Origin of the sequence: Streptomyces misionensis (genome assembly GCF_007896895.1) — a bacterium.
In the GTDB taxonomy this organism is placed as follows: Bacteria; Actinomycetota; Actinomycetes; order Streptomycetales; family Streptomycetaceae; genus Streptomyces; species Streptomyces misionensis_A.
The window spans coordinates 118,329-137,888 of sequence record NZ_VOGW01000197.1 but is presented as its reverse complement, the minus strand read 5'-3'; the positions used below and the strand labels follow the sequence as shown (position 1 = coordinate 137,888).

Below are 19,560 nucleotides of genomic sequence, written 5' to 3'. Positions count from 1 at the left end.
CCTGCCCACGCACCGGGACGAGCCCGTACTGGACATGGCCGTACCGGTGTTCAACGAGGAGAAGGACCTGGAGCCGAACGTCCGCAGGCTGCACGCGCACCTGCGGGACACGTTCCCGTACCCCTACCGGATCACGATCGCCGACAACGCGAGCACCGACCGCACCCCGCTCATCGCCGCCCGGCTGGCCTCCGACCTGGCGGAGGTGACCTCGCTGCGGCTGCCGGAGAAGGGGCGCGGGCGGGCGCTGCGGGCGGCCTGGTCCAGCTCGCGGGCGCCCGTGCTCGCGTATCTGGACGTGGATCTGTCCACCGGTCTGACCGCGCTGCTGCCGCTGGTCGCCCCGCTGATATCGGGCCACTCGGACCTGGCCATCGGCACCCGGCTGGCGAGCGGCGCGCGGGTGGTGCGCGGGCCCAAGCGCGAGATCATCTCCCGCTGTTACAACACGCTGCTGCGCTGCACGCTCGCCGTCGGCTTCTCGGACGCGCAGTGCGGGTTCAAGGCGCTGCGGCGCGAGGCCGCCGAGCGGCTGCTGCCGCTGGTGCGGGACGGGGAGTGGTTCTTCGACACCGAGCTGCTGGTGCTCGCCGAGCGGGCCGGGCTCAGGATCCACGAGGTGCCGGTGGACTGGGTGGACGACCCGGACAGCAGCGTCGACATCCTCGCCACCGCGCTGGCCGACCTGCGCGGGATCGTCCGGATGCGGCGCACCCTGGCCACTGCCGGCCGCCGGCCGGGTACGGCGGTATGACCGCGATCCTGCCGCGCCCGCGGCCCCTCGCCCCGGTCACCGGGCCCGGCTCCCGGCTCCGGGCGGCGGCCCGCCGGCACGGCCCGGTGCTCGCCCTGTTCGGGGCGCTGAAGCTGACCGGTTTCTGCTCGTTCCTGTATCTGCTGTCCTCCGCCGGGGACTACCGCGGCAAGGACCCCCGGTTCGGCGGCGGCGCGCACGCCTGGGACGTGCTGGCCACCTGGGACGGCTGGTGGTACCAGCAGATCGCGCTGCACGGCTACGACCCGAAGCTGGTCCCGGTGCCCGGCGCCACCGGTCTGATCACGCTGGAGGGCAACTCGGCGGCGTTCTTCCCGCTGTACCCGGCGCTGATGCGGCTGACCTCCGCGGTGACCGGACTCGGCTCGTACGGCGCCGGGATGCTGGTGTCGGTCCTCGCGTCCTTCGCCGCGGCGCTCGGCGTCTGCGCGGTGGCGGAGCGCTTCGGCGGCCGGCGCGCCGGGCTGGCGGCGGCCGGGCTGTGGGCGGTGTGGCCGGGCTCGGGCGTGGAGTGGGCGGTCTACTCCGACTCCCTCTACGTGGCCCTGGCCGCCTGGGCCTGCCACGCCGTGCTGACCCGGCGCTGGCTCACCGCCGGGGTGCTCACCTTCGCGGCCGGCCTCAACCGGCCCACGGCCGGCGCGCTGATCGCCGCGCTCGCCGTGGCCGCGCTGCTGGCGCTGCGCCGCCGCGAGGACGAGGACGGGGTGCTGCGCCCGCTGCTCGCCCTGGCCGTCGCCCCGCTCGGGCTGCTCGGCTATCTGCTGTGGGTCGGCGACCGGATGGGCGACCTCGGCGGCTACTTCAGGCTCCAGTCGGGCGCGTGGGCGCACCGCTTCGACTTCGGCAGCCAGACCCTGGACGTGCTGACCTCGGTGCCGGTGGGCCACTTCGGCGGCTATCTCTTCGCGTACCCGTTCGCGGACATGATCGGGGTCGCCGTCGTGGTGCTCGCCTTCGCGCTGCTCCCGCTGCTGCTGCGGCTGCGCCCGCCGGCGGTGCTGGTCGTGTACACCGTGCTCACCCTCGCGCTGGTCCTCGGCAGCCAGCAGATCTTCGCCAACGTCTCGCGCTATTTGCTGCCCTGCTTCCCGCTGTTCCTGCCGCTCGCCGCGGCCCTGCGCCGGCTGTCCCTGCCCGTGCTGTGCACCCTGCTCACGGTGGCGGCCCTGGCCTCCGGCTCGTACGCGGGGTACGCGCTGTTCGAGCTGGGAGTGCCGTGACCGGGCCCCGCCACAGCACCTCGCCCTCGTCCACCCGGTCCGTCGCGCGCAGCCCGAGCGCCCGGGCGATGCCCGCGGACGCCCGGTGCCCGGGGTGGATGTGGGCGGTCAGTACGTCCACCCCGTCATCGCGCAGCCGGCCGGCCATGGCGAGGGCCGCTTCGCCGCCGTAGCCCCGGCCCTGGTGGGCGACGCCGATCACCCAGGCGAGTTCGGCCTCCAGGCCGCCGCGTTCCGGGCGGGAGAGGGTGGCCTGGACGGTGCCGACGAGCCGCCCGTCGGCGAGCCGCCGCAGCATCCAGTTCAGCCAGCCGTGCCGGCCGTCCGGCGACCGCCCGGCCGCCTGCCGCCGGTACCTGGCCTCCAGCTCTTCGAGGGTGCACGGGGACCCGCCGGTCCACGCGTGCAGTCGTACGTCGTCGAGGACGGTGACGGCCTCCGGGGCGTGCTGGACCCGCAGGGGTTCCAGGCGCAGCCGGGGCGTCAGGACGGGCGTGGCACGCGGCCAGGCGGGAACGTCGGTCATGGGTGCCCCTTTCATGCCAGGCTGTCCCGCCAGGCCTTGTGGAGGTCGGCGAACCTGCCCGTGCCGGCGATGAGGTCGGCGGGCCGGCCGTCCTCGACGACGCGGCCGTCGGCCATCACCAGGACGCGGTCGGCGATCTCGACGGTGGACAGGCGGTGCGCGATGACCACGGCGGTGCGGCCGCGCAGCACCGTGGACATCGCCCGCTGGACGGCCCGTTCGCCGGGGACGTCGAGGGAGCTGGTGGCCTCGTCCAGGATGAGGACGGCCGGGTCGGCGAGCAACGCGCGGGCGAACGCGACCAGTTGGCGCTGGCCCGCGGAGATCCGGCCGCCGCGCTTGCGGACGTCGGTGTCGTAGCCGTCGGGCAGGGCGCTGATGAACTCGTGGGCGCCGATCACCTTCGCGGCCCGCTCGATCTCCGCCCGGCCGGCGTCCGGCCGGCCGATCGCGATGTTGTCGGCGACCGTGCCGGAGAACAGGAACGCCTCCTGGGTCACCATCACCACCCCGCGCCGCAGCTCGGCCGTGGGCAGGTCGCGCAGGTCCACCCCGTCCAGCAGCACCCGCCCGTCGGTGGGGTCGTAGAAGCGGGCGAGCAGCTTGGCCAGCGTGGACTTGCCCGCGCCCGTGGAACCGACGACCGCGACCGTCTGCCCGGCCGGGAGGGTCAGGTCGAAGCGGGGCAGCACCTCGCCGCCGGTGCGGTAGGCGAAGCGGACCCCCTCGAAGACCACCTCCCGGCCCGGGAAGTCCCGTGCGGCGGGCGGCAGTTCACGCGGCGAACGGGGCTCGGGCACCGACGGCGTCTGCGCCAGCAGGCCCGCGATCTTCTCCAGGGAGGCGGCGGCCGACTGGTAGGAGTTCAGGAACATCCCGAGCCGGTCGATCGGGTCGTACAGCCGGCGCAGGTACAGCACCGCCGCCGCCAGCACACCCAGCTCCAGCGTGCCGTCCGCCACCCGGTAGGCGCCCCAGAGCACGATCCCGGCGACGGCCGTGTTGGCCACCAGCCGGGAGCCCACCACATAGCGGGCCATCTCCAGCAGCGAGTCGCCGTTGGCCCTCTCGTGCCGGCGGTTGAGCGCCGCGAACTCGGCGTCGTTGGCCGCCTCCCGGCGGAACGCGCGCACCGGCCGGATGCCGTTCATCGTCTCCACGAACTTCACGATCACCGCGGCGATCGCCGTGGACCGCGTCCGGAACACCCGCCCGGCGCGCCGCTGGTAGAGCCGGACCAGGAAGTACAGCGGCACGAAGGAGGCCACCGCGACGGCGCCGAGCCCGAGGTCCAGCCAGAGCAGCATGGCCGCGATGTAGACGAACGACAGCACGACCGTCACCAGTTCCTGGAGCCCCTCCTCCAGGAGTTCGCGCAGGGCCTCGACGTCCGTGGTGGAGCGGGAGATCAGCCGCCCGGAGGTGTACCGCTCGTGGAAGTCGATGCTCAGCGCCTGCGCGTGCCGGAAGATCCGCCCCCGCAGGTCGAGCAGCACGTCCTGGCTGACCCGCGCCGACTCCCGGATGAACGCGAACTGGAGCCCGCCGGAGACCAGGGCGCACAGCAGATAGCCGGCGCCGACCGCGATCAGCGGCCCGTGCCGGTGGTCCCGGAACGCCGGCACGGCCCGGTCGATGGCGTACGCCACCAGCAGCGGGCCCGCCTGCACGGCCGCCTGCTGGAGCAGCAGCAGGGTGGTGGTGAGGGCCACGCGGGCCTTCATCGGCGCCAGCAGGGAGCGCAGCAGGGCGGCCGTGGCACCGGGCGGGGTGGGCAGGACGTCCCGGTCGAACGGGTCGCCCTCCTTCCCTTCGGGGGGTTCGGTGGTGCTCGTGGGGGCGGTGGCGGTCAACGGGAGTCCTCCTGTTCCCCGGACATGAGGTGGGCGTACTCGGCGTTGCCGCGCAGCAGTTCCTGGTGGGTGCCGACGGCGGCGATCCGGCCGCCGGACAGCAGGGCGACCCGGTCGGCGAGCAGCACGGTGGAGGGGCGGTGGGCCACGATCAGCGCGGTGGTGTCGGCCAGCACCCGGCGCAGCGCGGCCTCCACGGCGGCCTCCGTGTGCACGTCCAGCGCGGACAGGGGGTCGTCCAGCACCAGGAACTCCGGCCGGCCGACGACCGCGCGGGCCAGCGCGAGCCGCTGGCGCTGGCCGCCGGACAGGCTCAGCCCCTGCTCGCCCACCCGGGTGCCGGTGCCCTGCGGGAGGGCGTGCGCGAAGTCGGCCTGCGCGATGGCGAGGGCGCGGTCGAGTTCGGCCTCGCCGGTGCCCTCCGGGGCGCCCATCAGGACGTTCTCGCCGACGGTCGCGGAGAACAGGGTCGGCTCCTCGAAGGCCACGGCGACCTTCTCGCGCAGCTCCGCGCGGGACATCGCGGTGATGTCGACGCCGTTGAGGGTGATGCGGCCCGAGGTGATCTCGTGCAGCCGGGGGACGAGGGAGGTGAGCGTGGTCTTGCCGCTGCCGGTGGCGCCGACCAGGGCCATGGACTCGCCGGGGCGGATGTGCAGGTCGATGTGGTCGAGCAGGGGCGGTGAACCGGGGGGCGCGTCGGGGTAGCGGAACCGGACGCCCTCGAAGCGCAGCCCGTCGCCCGGCGCGCCGGGACCGGCGGCCCGGCCCGTGGCCGACTCCGCCTCGGGCGCCTCGTCCATCGCCTCGAAGTACCGCTCCGTCGCGGTCGCCGCCTCCTGGCTCATCGCCAGCAGGAACCCGATGGAGTCGACCGGCCAGCGCAGCGCGAGCGCCGTGCTGAGGAAGGCCACCAGCGTCCCGGCCGACAGCCCCCCGTCGGCGACCCGGACCACGCCCAGCACCAGCGCCGCCCCGATCGCCAGCTCCGGCAGGGTGACGATGACCGCCCAGATCGTCGCGAGCAGCCGCGCCTTGTGCAGCTCGGTCCCGCGCAGCTCGGCGGAGAGGCCGGAGAACGCCCGCGCCTGGGCGCGGTGCCGGCCGAACCCCTTGACGATGCGGATGCCGAGGACGCTCTCCTCGACCAGCGTGGTCAGGTCGCCCACCTGGTCCTGCGCCCGCCGCGCCGCCCGTGCGTACCGCCCCTCGAAGACCACGCACGTCCACAGCACCGGGACCGCGGGCCCGAGCACGACCAGCCCGAGCACCCAGTCCTGGGCGAGCATGATGGCCACGCCGACGAGGATCGTCACGCCGTTGACCAGCAGGAAGGTCAGCGGGAAGGCGAGGAACATGCGCAGCAGCATCAGGTCGGTGGTGCCGCGCGACAGCAACTGACCGGAGGCCCAGCGGTCGTGGAAGGCGACCGGCAGCCGTTGCAGGTGCCGGTAGAGCGAGGACCGCATCTCCGCCTCGACGCGCGACAGCGGCCGGGCCACCAGCCAGCGCCGTACGCCGAACAGCACGGCCTCGGCGATCCCGAGGAGCAGGAGGTACAGCGCGCCGAGCCAGACCCCGGCCGGGTCCCGGTCGGCCACCGGGCCGTCCACCATCCACTTGAGGACGAGCGGGATCACCAGCCCCGTACAGGAGGCGACGACCGCCACGAAGGCGGCCGTGAACAGCCGGGCGCGGACGGGGCGCACATACGGCCACAGCCGCAGCAGGGAGCGTACGGCGGAGCGGTCCTGGGTGGTGGAACGTGTCGTGGGCATCACAGGCGAGCGTACGGACCGGCCCCGGCCTCGCCCACCGAGTTTTGGCCGGACCCGGCTCGGTCGCCGGTCCTACGACCCCGCCGGGCCCCGGCCTGGTCCGAGGGGTCGTAGGCCGCATCATCCGATCGGCCGATGCCGGTTCGAGCGGGCCGGCCGATGCCGCGCACGCGGGCCGCGCGCGAGCCTCGGAGCATGCCATCCGTCATCGAAGTCACCGATCTGCGCAAGTCGTACGCCGGCCGCGCCGTGGTCGACGGGGTCTCCTTCGCCGTCGAGGAGGGCGAGATCTTCGGGATCCTCGGCCCGAACGGCGCGGGCAAGACCACCACCGTCGAGTGCGTGGAGGGGCTGCGGGAGCCCGACGCCGGCCGGGTCCGGGTCACCGGGCTCGATCCCGTGGCGGACCACGAGCGGGTCGCCCGCGTGCTCGGCGCGCAGCTCCAGCAGAGCGAGCTGCAACCGAAGCTGACCGTGCGCGAGGCGCTGGAGCTGTACGCGTCCTTCTACCCGGACCCGGCCGACTGGCGGCCGCTCGCCGAACGCCTCGGGCTCACCGCCAGGCTCGGCGCCCGGTTCGCCAAGCTGTCCGGCGGGCAGCGCCAGCGCCTGTTCATCGCGCTGGCGCTCATCGGGAACCCGCGGGTCGTCGTGCTGGACGAGCTGACCACCGGCCTCGACCCGCGCGCCCGCCGGGACACCTGGCGGCTGGTCGAGGACGTCCGCGCGAGCGGGGTCACCGTGCTGCTCGTCACCCACTTCATGGAGGAGGCGCAGCGGCTGTGCGACCGGATCGCGGTCCTCGACAAGGGGCGGATCGCGGCGCTGGACACCCCGGCCGGGCTCATCCGCCGCTCGGCGGGCGCCACCGTCATCAGCTTCACCCCGTCGGTCCCGCTGGACGACCACGACCTCGCCGCGCTGCCGGCCGTCGCCTCGATCGCCCGCAAGGACGGCCGGATCACCCTCTCGGGCACGGACGAGACCGTGAACGCGGTGATCACCCTGCTCGCCCGCCACCACGTCACCGCCCACGAGCTGCGCGTCACCGACGCCACGCTCGACGACGCGTTCCTCGACCTGACCCGGGAGGCCACGGCATGAACACCGCCGTCCTGCGCACGGAGTTCCGGCTGTTCCGCCGGGAGCCCGGCGCCGTGTTCTGGATCTTCCTGTTCCCGACGCTGCTGCTGGTGATCCTCGGCTCGATCCCCTCCTTCCGGGAGGCGGACGAGTCCCTGGGCGGGCTGCGGCCGGTCGACGCCTACGTACCCATCGCGGTGCTGATCGCCCTGATCATGTCCGGGGTGCAGTCGCTGCCCCAGGTCCTGACCGGCCACCGGGAGCGGGGCATCCTGCGCCGGATGCGGCTCACCCCGGTACGGCCCTCGGCGCTGCTGACCGCGCAGATGGTCATGACGGGCACGGTGGCGCTGGCCTCGGCACTGCTCGTGCTGACCGTCGGCCGGCTCGCCTTCGACGTGCGGCTGCCCGCCCAGCCGGCCGGGTACCTGCTGGCGCTGCTGGCGGCCACCGCGTCGGCGCTCGCCCTCGGCTCCGTCGTCTCGGCGCTGTCCCGGACCACGAAGACCGCGGGGGCGATCGGCACGGCGGTGTTCTTCCCGATGATGTTCTGCGCGGGTGTGTGGCTGCCGGTGCAGGAGATGCCGCACACGCTGGCGCGCGTGGTGCAGCTGACGCCGTTCGGGGCGGCGGCCCGCGCGCTGGGCGAGGCGGCGGCCGGGGACTGGCCCGGCTGGGGGCACCTCGGTGTGCTCGGGGCCTGGGCGGTGCTGCTGACGGCGGCCGCGGCCCGCTGGTTCCGCTGGGAGTGAGCGTGGGGTGGCCGACACTGTGGACATGACGAACACCGCCCGACAGCAGTCCCGGGGCTCCTTCAACAAGTGGGGGCCCTGGGCGCTGCTGGGCGTCAGCGTCGTCGCGGCGGCCATGTCCGCCCGGGTCACCGGCATGGACCGCACCGGGATGACCGCGGCGGCGGTGCTGGTGCCCGCGGCCGTCGTGCTCCAGGGGTGCTGGGCGTGGGTGAGGCGCAGGCGGCCGGGCCCGAGCCGGACGGGCGTGTGCCTGTACGCCCTGCGCTGGGCCATCGGCTTCCTGCTGACCTGGGCCAACCCGTTCTTCGCCTTCTACGCGGTGACCGGCTACTACACCGCCGGCCTCGACCTGCCCCGCCGCCTGGTGCTGCCCGGTCTGTTCCTGACCGCCGTCACCATGTCCGGCAGCGAGATCGGCGGCTGGCCGCCGCACGGGCTGCTCCTGTGGCTCGGCTTCCTCCTCGTTCTCGCCGTCAACATGGGCATGGTCAGCGTGTTCACCCGGTACGCCCAGCAGGAGCAGGAGCACGCCGTGGTGCAGGCCGACACCATCGGCGAGCTGGAGCGCACCAACGCGGCGTTGCAGCAGGCGCTGGACGAGAACGCGGCCCTGCACGCCCAGTTGCTGGTGCAGGCCCGGGAGGCGGGCGTCGCGGACGAGCGGCGCCGGCTCGCCGCCGAGATCCACGACACCATCGCGCAGGGCCTGACCGGGATCATCGCCCAGCTCCAGGTGGTGGCGAACGCGCCGGACCTGGCGACCGCCCGGACCCATCTGGAGCGCGCCTCCGCGCTCGCCCGGCACAGTCTGGGCGAGGCCCGGCGCTCGGTGCACAATCTGGCCCCGGTGGAGCTGGCCGCCGCCGGACTGCCCGAGGCGCTGGAGAAGACGGTCGCCGAGTGGGGCGAACGCACCGGTGCGCGGGCGGAGTTCACCGTCACCGGCACCGCCGAGCCGCTGCACGAGGAGATCTCGGCGACGCTGCTGCGGATAGCCCAGGAGGCCCTGTCCAACGCGGCCCGGCACGCCCGCGCGAGCCGTCTCGGCCTCACCCTCTCCTTCATGGGCGAGGAGGTCAGCCTCGACATCCGCGACGACGGCACCGGCTTCGACCCGGCCGCCGTCCCCGCCCGCACCCGGGCCGGCGGCTTCGGCCTGGCCGGCATGCGGGCGCGCGCCGAGCGGATCGCGGGCACGCTCACGGTGGAGTCCGAACCGGGGCACGGCACGGCGGTGTCGGCTCGCGTACCGTTGGTCCGCGATGACCACTGAATCCCTGATCACGCTGCTGATCGTCGACGACCATCCGGTGGTCCGCGACGGGCTGCGCGGCATGTTCGAGTCCGCGCCCGGCTTCCGGGTGCTCGGCGAGGCCGCGAGCGGACCGGAGGGGGTGGCCCGGGCGGCGGAACTCGACCCGGACGTCGTCCTGATGGACCTGCGCATGCCGGGCGGCTCCGGCGTGGCCGCGATCCGCGAGCTGACCCGGCGCGGCGCCCGCGCCAAGGTGCTGGTCCTCACCACGTACGACACCGACTCCGACACCCTCCCGGCGATCGAGGCGGGCGCCACCGGCTACCTCCTCAAGGACGCCCCGCGCGACGAGCTGTTCACCGCGGTGCGCGCCGCCGCCGAGGGCCGCACCGTGCTCTCCCCCGCCGTCGCCTCCCGGCTGGTGCGGGCGGTCCGCGCCCCCGCGCCCGGCAACGAGCCGCTGTCCGCCCGCGAGCGCGAGGTCCTCGCCCTGGTCGCCAAGGGCACCGCGAACCGCGAGATCGCCCGCGAGCTCTTCATCAGCGAGGCCACGGTCAAGACCCACCTCACCCACCTGTACGCCAAGCTGGGCGTCAACGACCGCGCGGCGGCGGTGGCGGTGGCGTACGACCGGGGAATCCTCGGCTAGGGCCTCTCGTTTGGATCAGGCCGGCCGCGCCGCGCCTTATTCGATGGAGCCGTGGCCGCCGCTCCCACTACCGTCGATGCTCCCGGAAAGTCGGAGCTGAGCGGGGGTCGGATGGTCGACGCGTACGAGGATCCGGGGACGCCCGAGACGCGCGGTGGCTGGTGGTACCTGTGGTGGCTGGTGGCGCGGCAGCGGGGGCGGGCGGCGGCCGCGGCCGTTCTCGGCATCGTTTGGATGGCGCTGCTGGCCGCGCAGCCGTACCTGATGCAGCGGGCCGTGGACGGCGGGCTGGTGCCCGGGCGGCTGGGGGTGCTGGCCGGGTGGACCGGGGCGATGTTCGTGGTGGGGGCGGTGACCGCCTGGCTGAGCATCCTGCGGCACCGGACGATGACCCGGCTGCGCATGGACGCCGGTTTCCGTACGGCGAAGGTGGTCGTGGGGCATGTGGTGCGGCTGGGCGCCGCGCTGCCCGGCCGGACCGGGGCCGGCGAGGTGGTGACGATCGGCGTCGGCGACGTGAAGTCCGTTTCGGACGCGCTGACCATGGTCGGGCCGGGCGTCGGCTCGCTGGTGTTCTACGGGGTGGTGGCCGGGCTGCTGGTGACGGTGTCCCCGCGGCTCGCCCTGGTGGTGCTGCTCGGTCTGCCGGTGCTGGCGCTGGTCACCGGTCCGCTCACCCGCAGGTTGCAGGGCGTGGAGAGCGAGTACCGGGAGCGGCAGGCGGTGCTCACCGCCCGGATCGCCGATCTCGCGGGCGGACTGCGGGTGCTGGGGGGCCTCGGCGGCAAGGGGCTGTTCGCGGACGCCTTCCGCGCGGACTCGCGACGGCTGCTGGACCAGGGCTACCGGGTGGGCGCGGTGGCCAGCTGGATGCAGGCGCTCGCCGTGGGCCTGCCCACCCTGTTCCTCGCCGTCGTCGCCTGGCTGGCGGCCCGGATGACGGCCCAGGGCGAGCTGAGCGTCGGCCAGTTGGTCGCGGTGTACGGCTATGTCGCGGTGCTGGTGGGGCCGGTGACGTTCTTCGTGGAGATGGCCTACGACCTCAACCGGGGCGTGGTCGCCGCGCGCCGTGTGGTCCGGCTGCTGCGGCTGACGCCGGAACCGGACGAGGGCACGCTGGCCGCGCCCGAGGGACCGGCCGAACTGTACGACCCCGCCTCGGGGCTGCGGCTGGCACCGGGCAGGCTGACCGCGCTGGCCGCCGCCCGCCCCGCCGACGCCACCGCCGTCGTCGACCGGCTCGGCCGCTACGGCCCGACCGACGCCACGTGGGGCGGGGTACGACTGGACGCGGTCCCCCTGGCCGACGTACGCCACCGCATCCTGGTCGCGGACCACGAGGCCTACCTCTTCGCCGGCCCACTGCGGGAGATGGTCGCCACGGGACGCCTGCCTGCCGGGGACGGGCCCTGCGAGGAGGCGCCCCCTGAGCACCGGCCGGGCGGGACCGCACCCCGCAAGGCGGCGACCGCCGAAACCCGGCCCGGCCGGAACGCCCCACGGGAGAAGGTGCCCGCCGAGGACACGGCCGGAGCCGGCACGCCACGCCCGGAGACGACCGCCGAGGGCACGCCGGGCGGGGACGTGCCCCACCGGGCGGTGACCGCCGACCGCACACCCGGCGGGCACCCCCCTCACCGGGCGGCGACCGCCCAGGACCCGCCCGGCGGGAACGCCCCACACGGCGCGGCGACCGCCGGAGCCCCGGCCGTCGGCGCGGCGACCGCCGGGGCCCCGGCCGGCGGGGCCGCTCGGGCACAGGCCACCGGCCGGCCGGTTCTGGCCGACGCGCCGTCGGAGGCGACGCGCGGCGAACGCCCGCGGGATGAGGACGCCCTGCGCCGGGCGGTGTACGCGGCTGCCGCGGAGGATGTCGTGCGCGGGTTGCCCGAGGGGCTGGACTCGGTGGTCTCCGGGCAGGGCCGCAGTCTGTCCGGTGGGCAGCGGCAGCGGTTGCGGCTGGTGCGGGCACTGCTGGCCGACCCCGAGGTGCTGCTGGCCGTCGAGCCGACCTCCGCGCTGGACGCGCACACGGAGGCGACGGCGGCCGGGCGGCTGCGCGCGGCCCGGGACGGCCGTACCACCCTGGTCACCAGTACCTCCCCACTCGTACTCGACCAGGCGGACACCGTGGTGTTCCTGGCCGACGGCAAGGTCGTCGCGAGCGGCCCGCACCGGCGGCTGCTGGCCGAAGAACCGCGCTACCGGGCCCTGGTGGCCCGCGACACCGGCATCACCGGCACGGAGGGAACCGCCCCATGACCACGGACGAGACGCTGCTGCCGGTCGCCGGGCGGGTGGAGGTGCGGCGGGCGGTGGCGCGGCTGGTACGGGCCGATCGGGGGGCGTTCGCCGGGACGTTGCTGCTGAACGTGCTCGCCGCGGCGGCGGGGCTCGCCGGGCCGTGGCTGGTCGGCCGGATCGTCGACGAGGTGCGGGCCGGGCGCGGGGTGGGCGCGGTGGACCGGCTGGCCCTGTGGATCCTGCTGTGCGCGCTGGCCCAGCTGGTGCTGGCCCGCTGGGCGCGCCTGGCGGGCTACCGGTTCGGGGAGCGGACGCTGGCGCGGGTGCGCGAGGGGTACGTCGACCGGGTGCTGGCGCTGCCCTCCGCGGTGGTGGAACGGGCCGGCACCGGGGATCTGACCGCGCGCGGCACGGCCGATGTGACGACCGTCGGCACCACGCTGCGGGACGTGGGCCCGGAGCTGCTGGTGAACACCGTGCAGGGGCTGTTCGTGCTGGGCGCGGTGTTCGCGCTCGATCCGCTGCTCGGCGCGTTCGGGGTGCTCGGGCTGACCCCGATCTGGCTGGTGCTGCGCTGGTACCTGCGGCGCGCCCGGGACGGTTACCTCGCCGAGGGCGCGGCCGGTTCCGCGGTCGCCGAGATCATCGCGACGACGGCGGAAGGCGCCCGCACCGTCGAGGCGTTCGGTCTCGCGGGGCGGCGGATCGCCGCGAGCCGGGACACCCTCGAACGGTCCCGGCGGGCCCGCCTGTACACGCTGTTCCTGCGCACGGTGTTCTTCCCGGCGGTCGAGACGACGTACACCGTCCCGTCGGTCGGCGTGCTGCTGCTCGGCGGCTGGCTGTACACGCGGGGCGCGGTCGGGGTCGGCGCGGTGGTGGCGGCGGCGCTCTATCTGCGCCAGCTGGTGGAGCCGTTGGACCAGATCCTGATGCGGGTGGAGCAGCTGCAGTCCAGCGGTGCCTCCTTCGCCCGGGTGGAGGGGCTGGCCCCGGCGGCCGGCCCGGCGGCGGACGGCGACGGCGCGGAGCCCGCCGACGACCGGATCGAGGTGCGCGGCGTGGGGTACGCCTACGAGCACGGCGACGAGGTGCTGAGCGGCGTGGACCTGGACGTGCGCCCCGGTGAACGCCTCGCCGTGGTGGGCCCCTCGGGGGCCGGGAAGACCACACTGAGCCGGCTGATCGCGGGCGTCGACCGGCCCGGGACCGGCACGGTGACGGTGGGCGGGGTGCCGGTCGCCGGGCTCTCCCCGGAGCTGCTGCGCCGCCAGGTCGTCCTCGTCACCCAGGAGCACCATGTCTTCCTGGGCACGGTCCGGGACAATCTGCGCATCGCCGAACCGGACGCCACGGACGAGCGGTTGTGGGCGGCGCTGGTGGCCGTGGGCGCCGACGGCTGGGTCGGCGAGCTGCCCGACGGGCTCGACACCCGTCTCGGCGCCGGGGGCCACCCGACCGACGGCTCCCAGGCGCAGCAACTGGCCCTGGCCCGCGTGGTGCTGGCAAACCCGCACACCCTGATCCTGGACGAGGCGACCGCGCTGCTGGACCCGGCGACGGCCCGGCACACCGAGCGCGCCCTCGCCGCCGTGCTGCGCGGCCGTACCGTCATCGCCGTCGCCCACCGCCTGCACACCGCCCATGACGCGGACCGGGTGGCGGTGATGGAGCGGGGCCGGTTGACCGAACTGGGCACGCACGAGGAGCTGGTGGCGGCCGGCGGCGCCTACGCGGCGCTGTGGCGGACGTGGCACGGGGGCGCCGTCCGGCCATGACCGGTGGGCGAATCGGCCAACCAGGGGGAAGTTCCCGGGGGATGATTTCAGCCACGCACGGCATAGGCGCGCGGGGCGACCGGAACCTGACGTTCCTGTGAACCATTCCCCAAAGCCCAGGTAATTCAAGGTCACTTGGGGACTCGACTCCTCCGGGAGGCCCCCGTTCACACGCCCGCAACGTTTACCGGGCAGTCGACTTCCAGCCAACATCACTTCAGGGCCATGACATGTACGCGTCCTTGATGTCACTCTCTCTCCACGCCGCAAGCAGCACAGCAGCTTCACAGCGAAACACTTCCCGGCCAGTAACCCCACGCTGACCGGTCTCCCCCACGAGAAGGAGCTTGCGTGAGCCCCCTCTACGCGCGTCACAAGCGCACCACCCTCGCCATCGCCACCGCCGTCGCCGCCGGAGCCCTGATCTCCGGCGGACTGGCCACGAGCGCCTCGGCCACCCCCGCCCCGGCCGCCGCCAAGGTGCCGGCCGCCGCCCCGGCGATGCTGTCCGCCTCGGCCCACACCTCGCTGATCAAGCAGGCGCAGGCCGACGCCCCCGAGACCGCGCAGCAGATAGGTCTCGGCGCCAAGGAGAAGCTGGTCGTCAAGGACGTCGTCAAGGACGTCGACGGCACGGTCCACACCCGCTACGAGCGCACCTACGCGGGCCTGCCGGTCCTCGGCGGCGACCTGGTCGTCCACACGTCCAAGGCCGGCAAGACCGAGGGCGTCACCAAGGCGAACAAGGCGACCATCAAGGTGGCCTCGCTCACGCCCAAGCTCGCCCCGGCCAAGGCCGAGAAGCAGGCCGTGTCCGCCGCCAAGGCCCTCGGCTCCGCCCAGTCCACCGCGGACGGCGCCCGCAAGGTGATCTGGGCCGGCTCCGGCACGCCCGTCCTCGCCTACGAGACGGTCGTCGGCGGCCTCCAGGACGACGGCACCCCGAACCAGCTGCACGTCATCACCGACGCCGCCACCGGCAAGAAGCTCTTCGAGTACCAGGGCATCGAGAACGCGACCGGCACGGGCAAGACCCTGTACTCCGGCACCGTCAGCCTCGACACCACCCTGTCGGGCTCGACGTACCAGCTCACCGACGCCACCCGGGGCGGCCACAAGACCTACAACCTGGCCCACAAGACGTCCGGCACCGGCACGCTGTTCACCGACGCCGACAACGTGTGGGGCACCGGTGCCGCCTCCAGCTCCACGACGGACCAGACGGCCGCCGCGGACGCCGCCTACGGCGCCCAGGAGACCTGGGACTTCTACAAGAGCACCTTCGGCCGCAACGGCATCAAGAACAACGGCGTCGGCGCCTACTCCCGCGTCCACTACGGCAGCTCGTACGTGAACGCGTTCTGGGACGACAGCTGCTTCTGCATGACGTACGGCGACGGCTCCGGGAACACCCACCCGCTGACCGCGCTGGACGTGGCCGGCCACGAGATGAGCCACGGTGTCACCTCCAACACCGCGGGCCTCAACTACAGCGGCGAGTCCGGCGGCCTGAACGAGGCCACCTCGGACATCTTCGGCACCGGCGTGGAGTTCTACGCCAACAACTCGACCGACAAGGGCGACTACCTCATCGGCGAGAAGATCAACATCAACGGCGACGGCACCCCGCTGCGCTACATGGACAAGCCCAGCAAGGACGGCGGCTCGGCGGACTACTGGTCCTCCTCCGTCGGCAACCTGGACGTCCACTACTCGTCCGGTGTCGCCAACCACTTCTTCTACCTGCTGTCCGAGGGCAGCGGCGCGAAGACGGTCAACGGGGTGTCGTACAACTCCCCGACCTACAACGGCTCCACGGTCACCGGCATCGGCCGGGACAAGGCGCTCCAGATCTGGTACAAGGCGCTGACGACGTACTTCACGTCGACGACCAACTACAAGTCGGCCCGCACGGGCACGCTGTCCGCGGCGGCCGCCCTGTACGGCTCCGGCAGCACCGAGTACAACGCGGTGGCGGCGGCCTGGTCGGCGGTCAACGTCAGCTGACCTGACCAGGGTTGTGAAGAGGGCGGCACCCGGAGCGGATCTCCTCCGGGTGCCGCCTTACCCTTGGGCCCCATGTCCTCGGCACCCTTCAGCTACGAACCGGTCGGAGCGACCCGCGACGACCTGACCTTCTGCCCGCCCGGCTACCGCCCCTTGTGGGTGCGCGCCCGCCTCGGCGAGGGCACCAAGGTCTTCGACCGGGCCGCCGAGGCGGTCCTCACCTGGGAGATGCACCGGGCGATAGGCGTCGGCATCACCGCCGCCGCCGACCGCGCCGCCCCCGGCGTGGACGTCACGGTCTCCCTGGCCGGCCTGGTCAAGGCGCCCTGCCGGATCATCTGGACCGCCGAGGAACCGCGCCGCGCGGGCTGGGCCTACGGCACCCTCGACGGCCACCCCGAGTGCGGCGAGGAGGCCTTCGTGGTCGACCGCACCGGCGACGGCACGGTCTGGCTGACCGTCGCCGCCTTCAGCAAACCGGCCAAGTGGTACGCCAGGGCCGGCGGCCCCGCCACCAGGGGCCTGCAGCACGCCTACGCCCGCCGCTGCGGCACGGCCCTGCGCAGGCTGTGCGAGGGGCTGACGGAGGAGTGATCCGGCGCGCCCTGCGGGTCCCCCTGCTGACGCTCCTGTCGGCCGCCCTGCTGACGGCGCACCTCTCCTTCGGCGCCGACATCTACCGGGACTGCGCCTACGTCGGCCCCTCCACCCGGATGTACCTCACCTCCTGGGCCGCTCTCGCCTGCGCCCTGGGCGCCCTGCCCGCCTTCGCCGGCCTGCCCCGGTCCGAGCGCCGCGGACTCGCGCTGCTGTCCGTGGTGGCCGCCGTGCTGCTGACCCTCGCGACGGTGACGACCACCTACTGGCTGTACGCCCCGGACCCGGCCGGCGGGGCCGACTGCTCGGGCCTCGCGCGGCCGGTCACGCCGTGGACCGCCCACTAGCGGAGCAACACCCCCTCGTGCTCCACCAGTTCGTCCGCCGGCAGGGCCACCAGGCCCGGTTCCGCGGCGGAGGCCAGCAGGCGGTGGGTGGGCAGGATGCGGACCGTGTAGCCGTAGGGGCCGGTGCGGTCGAGGGCGAGGGGGCCCTCGTAGAGGAGGCGGCCCTCCAGGTCGGGGGTGCCGGCCGGCTTCAGCGGGACGACGGTGGCGTCGGTGATGCGGTCCTGCGCGTCCACCCGCCCGGACACCGCCTGCACCTCCACGTCGTCCGGGGTCAGCCCGCCGAGGCCGACCCGGACCCGCAGGCCCAGCGTCGTGCCCAGTTCGGCCGTGGCCATGGTCTCGGTGGTCTCCACGTGGTCGACGCTCACCCCGTGCCAGGCCTCCCGCACCCGCGCCTTCCACCCGGCCAGCTCCCGCGCGGTGTCCGGGGTCAGCGCGCGGTGGGAGCGGGCGGCCGGGGCGTAGAGCCGGTCGACGTACTCGCGGACCATGCGGCCGGCCAGCACCTTGGGGCCGAGCAGGGCGAGGGTCTGGCGGACCATCTGGATCCAGCGGTCCGGCAGCCCGCCCCGGCCGCGCTCGTAGAAACGCGGGGTGATCCGCTGTTCCAGCAGGTCGTACAGGGCCGCCGCCTCGATGTCGTCGCGCCGCTCCGCGTCCGTGCCGGTGCCGTCGGCGGTCGGGATGGCCCAGCCGAAGTCCGGCCGGAACCACTCGTCCCACCAGCCGTCCCGCACCGAGAGGTTCAGACAGCCGTTGAGCGCCGCCTTCATCCCGGAGGTGCCGCAGGCCTCCAGCGGGCGCAGCGGGTTGTTCAGCCAGACGTCGCAGCCGGGGTACAGCTTCTGCGCCATCGCCATGCCGTAGTCGGGCAGGAAGACGATGCGGTGGCGCACCCGCGGGTCGTCGGCGAAGCGGACCAGCTCCTGGACGAGGCGCTTGCCGCCGTCATCGGCCGGGTGCGCCTTGCCCGCCACCACGATCTGCACCGGCCGCTCCGGATGCAGCAGCAGCGCCCGCAGCCGGTCGCGGTCGCGGAGCATCAGGGTGAGGCGCTTGTACGACGGCACGCGCCGGGCGAACCCGATCGTCAGCACGTCCGGGTCGAGCACGCCGTCGATCCAGCCCAGTTCGGCGTTGCCCGCGCCGCGCTGCCGCCAGGAGGCGCGCAGCCGCTCCCGCACCTCCAGCACCAGCTGTTCGCGCAGGGTGCGGCGCAGCTCCCAGATGTCCTGGTCCGTGATGTCCGCCACCGCGTCCCAGCGCTCGGAGCCGCCGACGGCCAGCGCGTCCTCGGCGCGCTGGGCACCGATCTGCCGGGCGCCGAGCCGCAGCACCTCGGGGGCCACCCAGGTGGGCGCGTGCACCCCGTTGGTCACGGAGGTGATCGGCACCTCCTCGGCGTCGAATCCCGGCCACAGCCCGGCGAACATCTCCCGGCTGACCCGGCCGTGCAGCAGTGACACCCCGTTGGCCCGCTGGGCGAGGCGCAGCCCCATCACCGCCATGTTGAACAGGTTCGGCTCGCCGCCCGGGTAGGTCTCCATGCCCAGCGCGAGGATGCGCTGCGTCTCGACCCCGGGCAGCTCGGCGTCCGGACCGAAGTGCCGGGCGATCAGCTCCCGTTCGAAGCGGTCGATGCCGGCCGGCACCGGGGTGTGCGTGGTGAACACCGTGCCGCCGCGTACCGATTCCAGCGCCGCGTCGAACTCCAGCCCGCGGGCGCACAGTTCCGCGATCCGCTCCAGACCGAGGAAGCCGGCGTGCCCCTCGTTGGTGTGGAACACCTCCGGCTCCGGGTGCCCGGTGAGCCGGCAGTACGCGCGCACCGCGCGGACCCCTCCTATGCCGAGCAGCATCTCCTGGAGCAGCCGGTGTTCGCTGCCGCCGCCGTAGAGCCGGTCGGTGACGGAGCGTTCGCCGAGGTCGTTCTCCTCCACGTCGGAGTCGAGCAGCAGCAGCGGCACCCTGCCGACCTGCGCCAGCCAGATCCGGGCGCGCAGGGCCCGGCCGCCGGGCAGCGCGAGGGAGATGCGCGCACAGGTGCCGTCGGCCTCCTTCAGCTGGGTGAGGGGCAGTTCGTTGGGGTCGAGCACCGGGTAGTGCTCCTGCTGCCAGCCGTCGCGGGACAGGGTCTGCCGGAAGTAGCCGTGCCGGTAGAGCAGTCCGACCCCGATCAGCGGCACCCCGAGGTCGCTGGCCGCCTTCAGATGGTCGCCGGCGAGGATGCCGAGCCCGCCGGAGTACTGGGGCAGCGCGGCGGTGATGCCGAACTCCGGGGAGAAATAGGCCACCGCGGCGGGCAGGCCTTCCGGCTGGGCCTGGTACCAGCGGTCGCCGGTCAGATAGTCGTCCAGGTCGTCGGCGGCCGCGTTCAGCCGGCGCCGGAACCGCCGGTCCCCGGCCAGCTCGGCCAGCCGCGCGGGCCGTACCCGGCCCAGCAGCCGCACCGGGTCGCGGCCGGCCGCGGCCCATGCCGCGGGGTCGACGGACTGGAACAGATCGCGCGTTTCCGCATGCCAGGACCAGCGCAGGTTGTGCGCGAGGTCGCTCAGCGGCCGGAGGGGTTCGGGGAGAACGGGACGGACGGTGAACCGACGGATCGCCTTCACATTCCACCTCGGGCGCGTTACGGGATGAGACGTACGGCGGAGTACGTCTCGTTCGTCCCTCCCGACGGTAGTGGT

At 74.1% G+C, this 19,560-nt stretch carries 15 protein-coding genes; 11 read left to right on the top strand and 4 right to left on the bottom strand.

Going from position 1 to position 19,560, the window contains the following annotated elements:
* Nucleotide 1: 1 nt before the first annotated feature.
* Together FRZ03_RS36485 and FRZ03_RS36480 are read left to right on the top strand one after the other, a co-directional pair.
* Entirely contained in the window at nucleotides 2-754 is a 753-nt protein-coding gene (locus tag FRZ03_RS36485) for a dolichyl-phosphate beta-glucosyltransferase (RefSeq protein WP_146469354.1), read from the top strand.
* On the top strand, nucleotides 751-1,998 hold the full coding sequence (locus FRZ03_RS36480) for a glycosyltransferase family 39 protein (protein ID WP_146469353.1): 1,248 nt from the start codon (nucleotides 751-753) through the stop codon (nucleotides 1,996-1,998). The genes FRZ03_RS36485 and FRZ03_RS36480 overlap by 4 nt, the downstream gene beginning before the upstream one ends.
* Here the strand turns inward: FRZ03_RS36480 and FRZ03_RS36475 are convergent.
* The 3 genes from FRZ03_RS36475 to FRZ03_RS36465 are packed head-to-tail and all read right to left on the bottom strand — an operon-like array spanning nucleotide 1,931 to nucleotide 6,155.
* Entirely contained in the window at nucleotides 1,931-2,524 is a 594-nt protein-coding gene (locus FRZ03_RS36475) for a GNAT family N-acetyltransferase (protein ID WP_146469352.1), read from the bottom strand. The two genes, FRZ03_RS36480 and FRZ03_RS36475, sit on opposite strands and share 68 nt — an antisense overlap.
* An 11-nt stretch (nucleotides 2,525-2,535) precedes the next feature.
* The gene (locus FRZ03_RS36470; RefSeq protein WP_146469351.1) at nucleotides 2,536-4,377 is read right to left on the bottom strand and encodes an ABC transporter ATP-binding protein; all 1,842 of its coding nucleotides are present in this window, start codon (nucleotides 4,375-4,377) and stop codon (nucleotides 2,536-2,538) included.
* Nucleotides 4,374-6,155, bottom strand: a complete 1,782-nt coding sequence (locus FRZ03_RS36465; protein WP_146469350.1) for an ABC transporter ATP-binding protein — start codon at nucleotides 6,153-6,155, stop codon at nucleotides 4,374-4,376. Before FRZ03_RS36465 ends, FRZ03_RS36470 begins: the two co-directional genes overlap by 4 nt.
* Before the next feature lie 195 nt (nucleotides 6,156-6,350).
* On the opposite strand from FRZ03_RS36465, the gene FRZ03_RS36460 reads away from it, so the two are divergent.
* From FRZ03_RS36460 to FRZ03_RS36415, 9 genes are all read left to right on the top strand, one after another.
* Nucleotides 6,351-7,259 carry an ABC transporter ATP-binding protein gene (locus tag FRZ03_RS36460; RefSeq protein WP_146469349.1) on the top strand — a complete coding sequence of 303 codons (909 nt, stop codon included), beginning with the start codon at nucleotides 6,351-6,353 and terminating at the stop codon, nucleotides 7,257-7,259.
* Nucleotides 7,256-7,990 carry an ABC transporter permease gene (locus FRZ03_RS36455; protein WP_146469348.1) on the top strand — a complete coding sequence of 245 codons (735 nt, stop codon included), beginning with the start codon at nucleotides 7,256-7,258 and terminating at the stop codon, nucleotides 7,988-7,990. The genes FRZ03_RS36460 and FRZ03_RS36455 overlap by 4 nt, the downstream gene beginning before the upstream one ends.
* A 25-nt stretch (nucleotides 7,991-8,015) precedes the next feature.
* Complete coding sequence (locus FRZ03_RS36450) at nucleotides 8,016-9,266, top strand: sensor histidine kinase (protein WP_146469347.1); 1,251 nt, start codon at nucleotides 8,016-8,018, stop codon at nucleotides 9,264-9,266.
* Entirely contained in the window at nucleotides 9,256-9,897 is a 642-nt protein-coding gene (locus FRZ03_RS36445; RefSeq protein WP_146469346.1) for a response regulator, read from the top strand. The genes FRZ03_RS36450 and FRZ03_RS36445 overlap by 11 nt, the downstream gene beginning before the upstream one ends.
* A gap of 111 nt (nucleotides 9,898-10,008) precedes the next feature.
* On the top strand, nucleotides 10,009-12,159 hold the full coding sequence (locus FRZ03_RS40860; protein ID WP_261399492.1) for an ABC transporter transmembrane domain-containing protein: 2,151 nt from the start codon (nucleotides 10,009-10,011) through the stop codon (nucleotides 12,157-12,159).
* Nucleotides 12,156-13,919, top strand: a complete 1,764-nt coding sequence (locus FRZ03_RS36430; RefSeq protein WP_146469345.1) for an ABC transporter ATP-binding protein — start codon at nucleotides 12,156-12,158, stop codon at nucleotides 13,917-13,919. The genes FRZ03_RS40860 and FRZ03_RS36430 overlap by 4 nt, the downstream gene beginning before the upstream one ends.
* Before the next feature lie 351 nt (nucleotides 13,920-14,270).
* On the top strand, nucleotides 14,271-15,926 hold the full coding sequence (locus tag FRZ03_RS36425; protein ID WP_146469344.1) for a M4 family metallopeptidase: 1,656 nt from the start codon (nucleotides 14,271-14,273) through the stop codon (nucleotides 15,924-15,926).
* A 72-nt stretch (nucleotides 15,927-15,998) separates the two neighbouring features.
* Nucleotides 15,999-16,520 carry a DUF1990 domain-containing protein gene (locus FRZ03_RS36420; RefSeq protein WP_146469343.1) on the top strand — a complete coding sequence of 174 codons (522 nt, stop codon included), beginning with the start codon at nucleotides 15,999-16,001 and terminating at the stop codon, nucleotides 16,518-16,520.
* Nucleotides 16,517-16,870, top strand: coding sequence for a hypothetical protein (locus FRZ03_RS36415; RefSeq protein ID WP_146469342.1), 354 nt, complete (start codon nucleotides 16,517-16,519; stop codon nucleotides 16,868-16,870). The genes FRZ03_RS36420 and FRZ03_RS36415 overlap by 4 nt, the downstream gene beginning before the upstream one ends.
* On the opposite strand, the gene FRZ03_RS36410 is transcribed toward FRZ03_RS36415, so the two are convergent.
* A complete protein-coding gene (locus FRZ03_RS36410) occupies nucleotides 16,867-19,485 on the bottom strand; it encodes a glycosyltransferase family 1 protein (protein WP_146469341.1) in 2,619 nt (872 codons plus the stop codon). The genes FRZ03_RS36415 and FRZ03_RS36410 overlap by 4 nt on opposite strands.
* Nucleotides 19,486-19,560 lie beyond the last annotated feature (75 nt).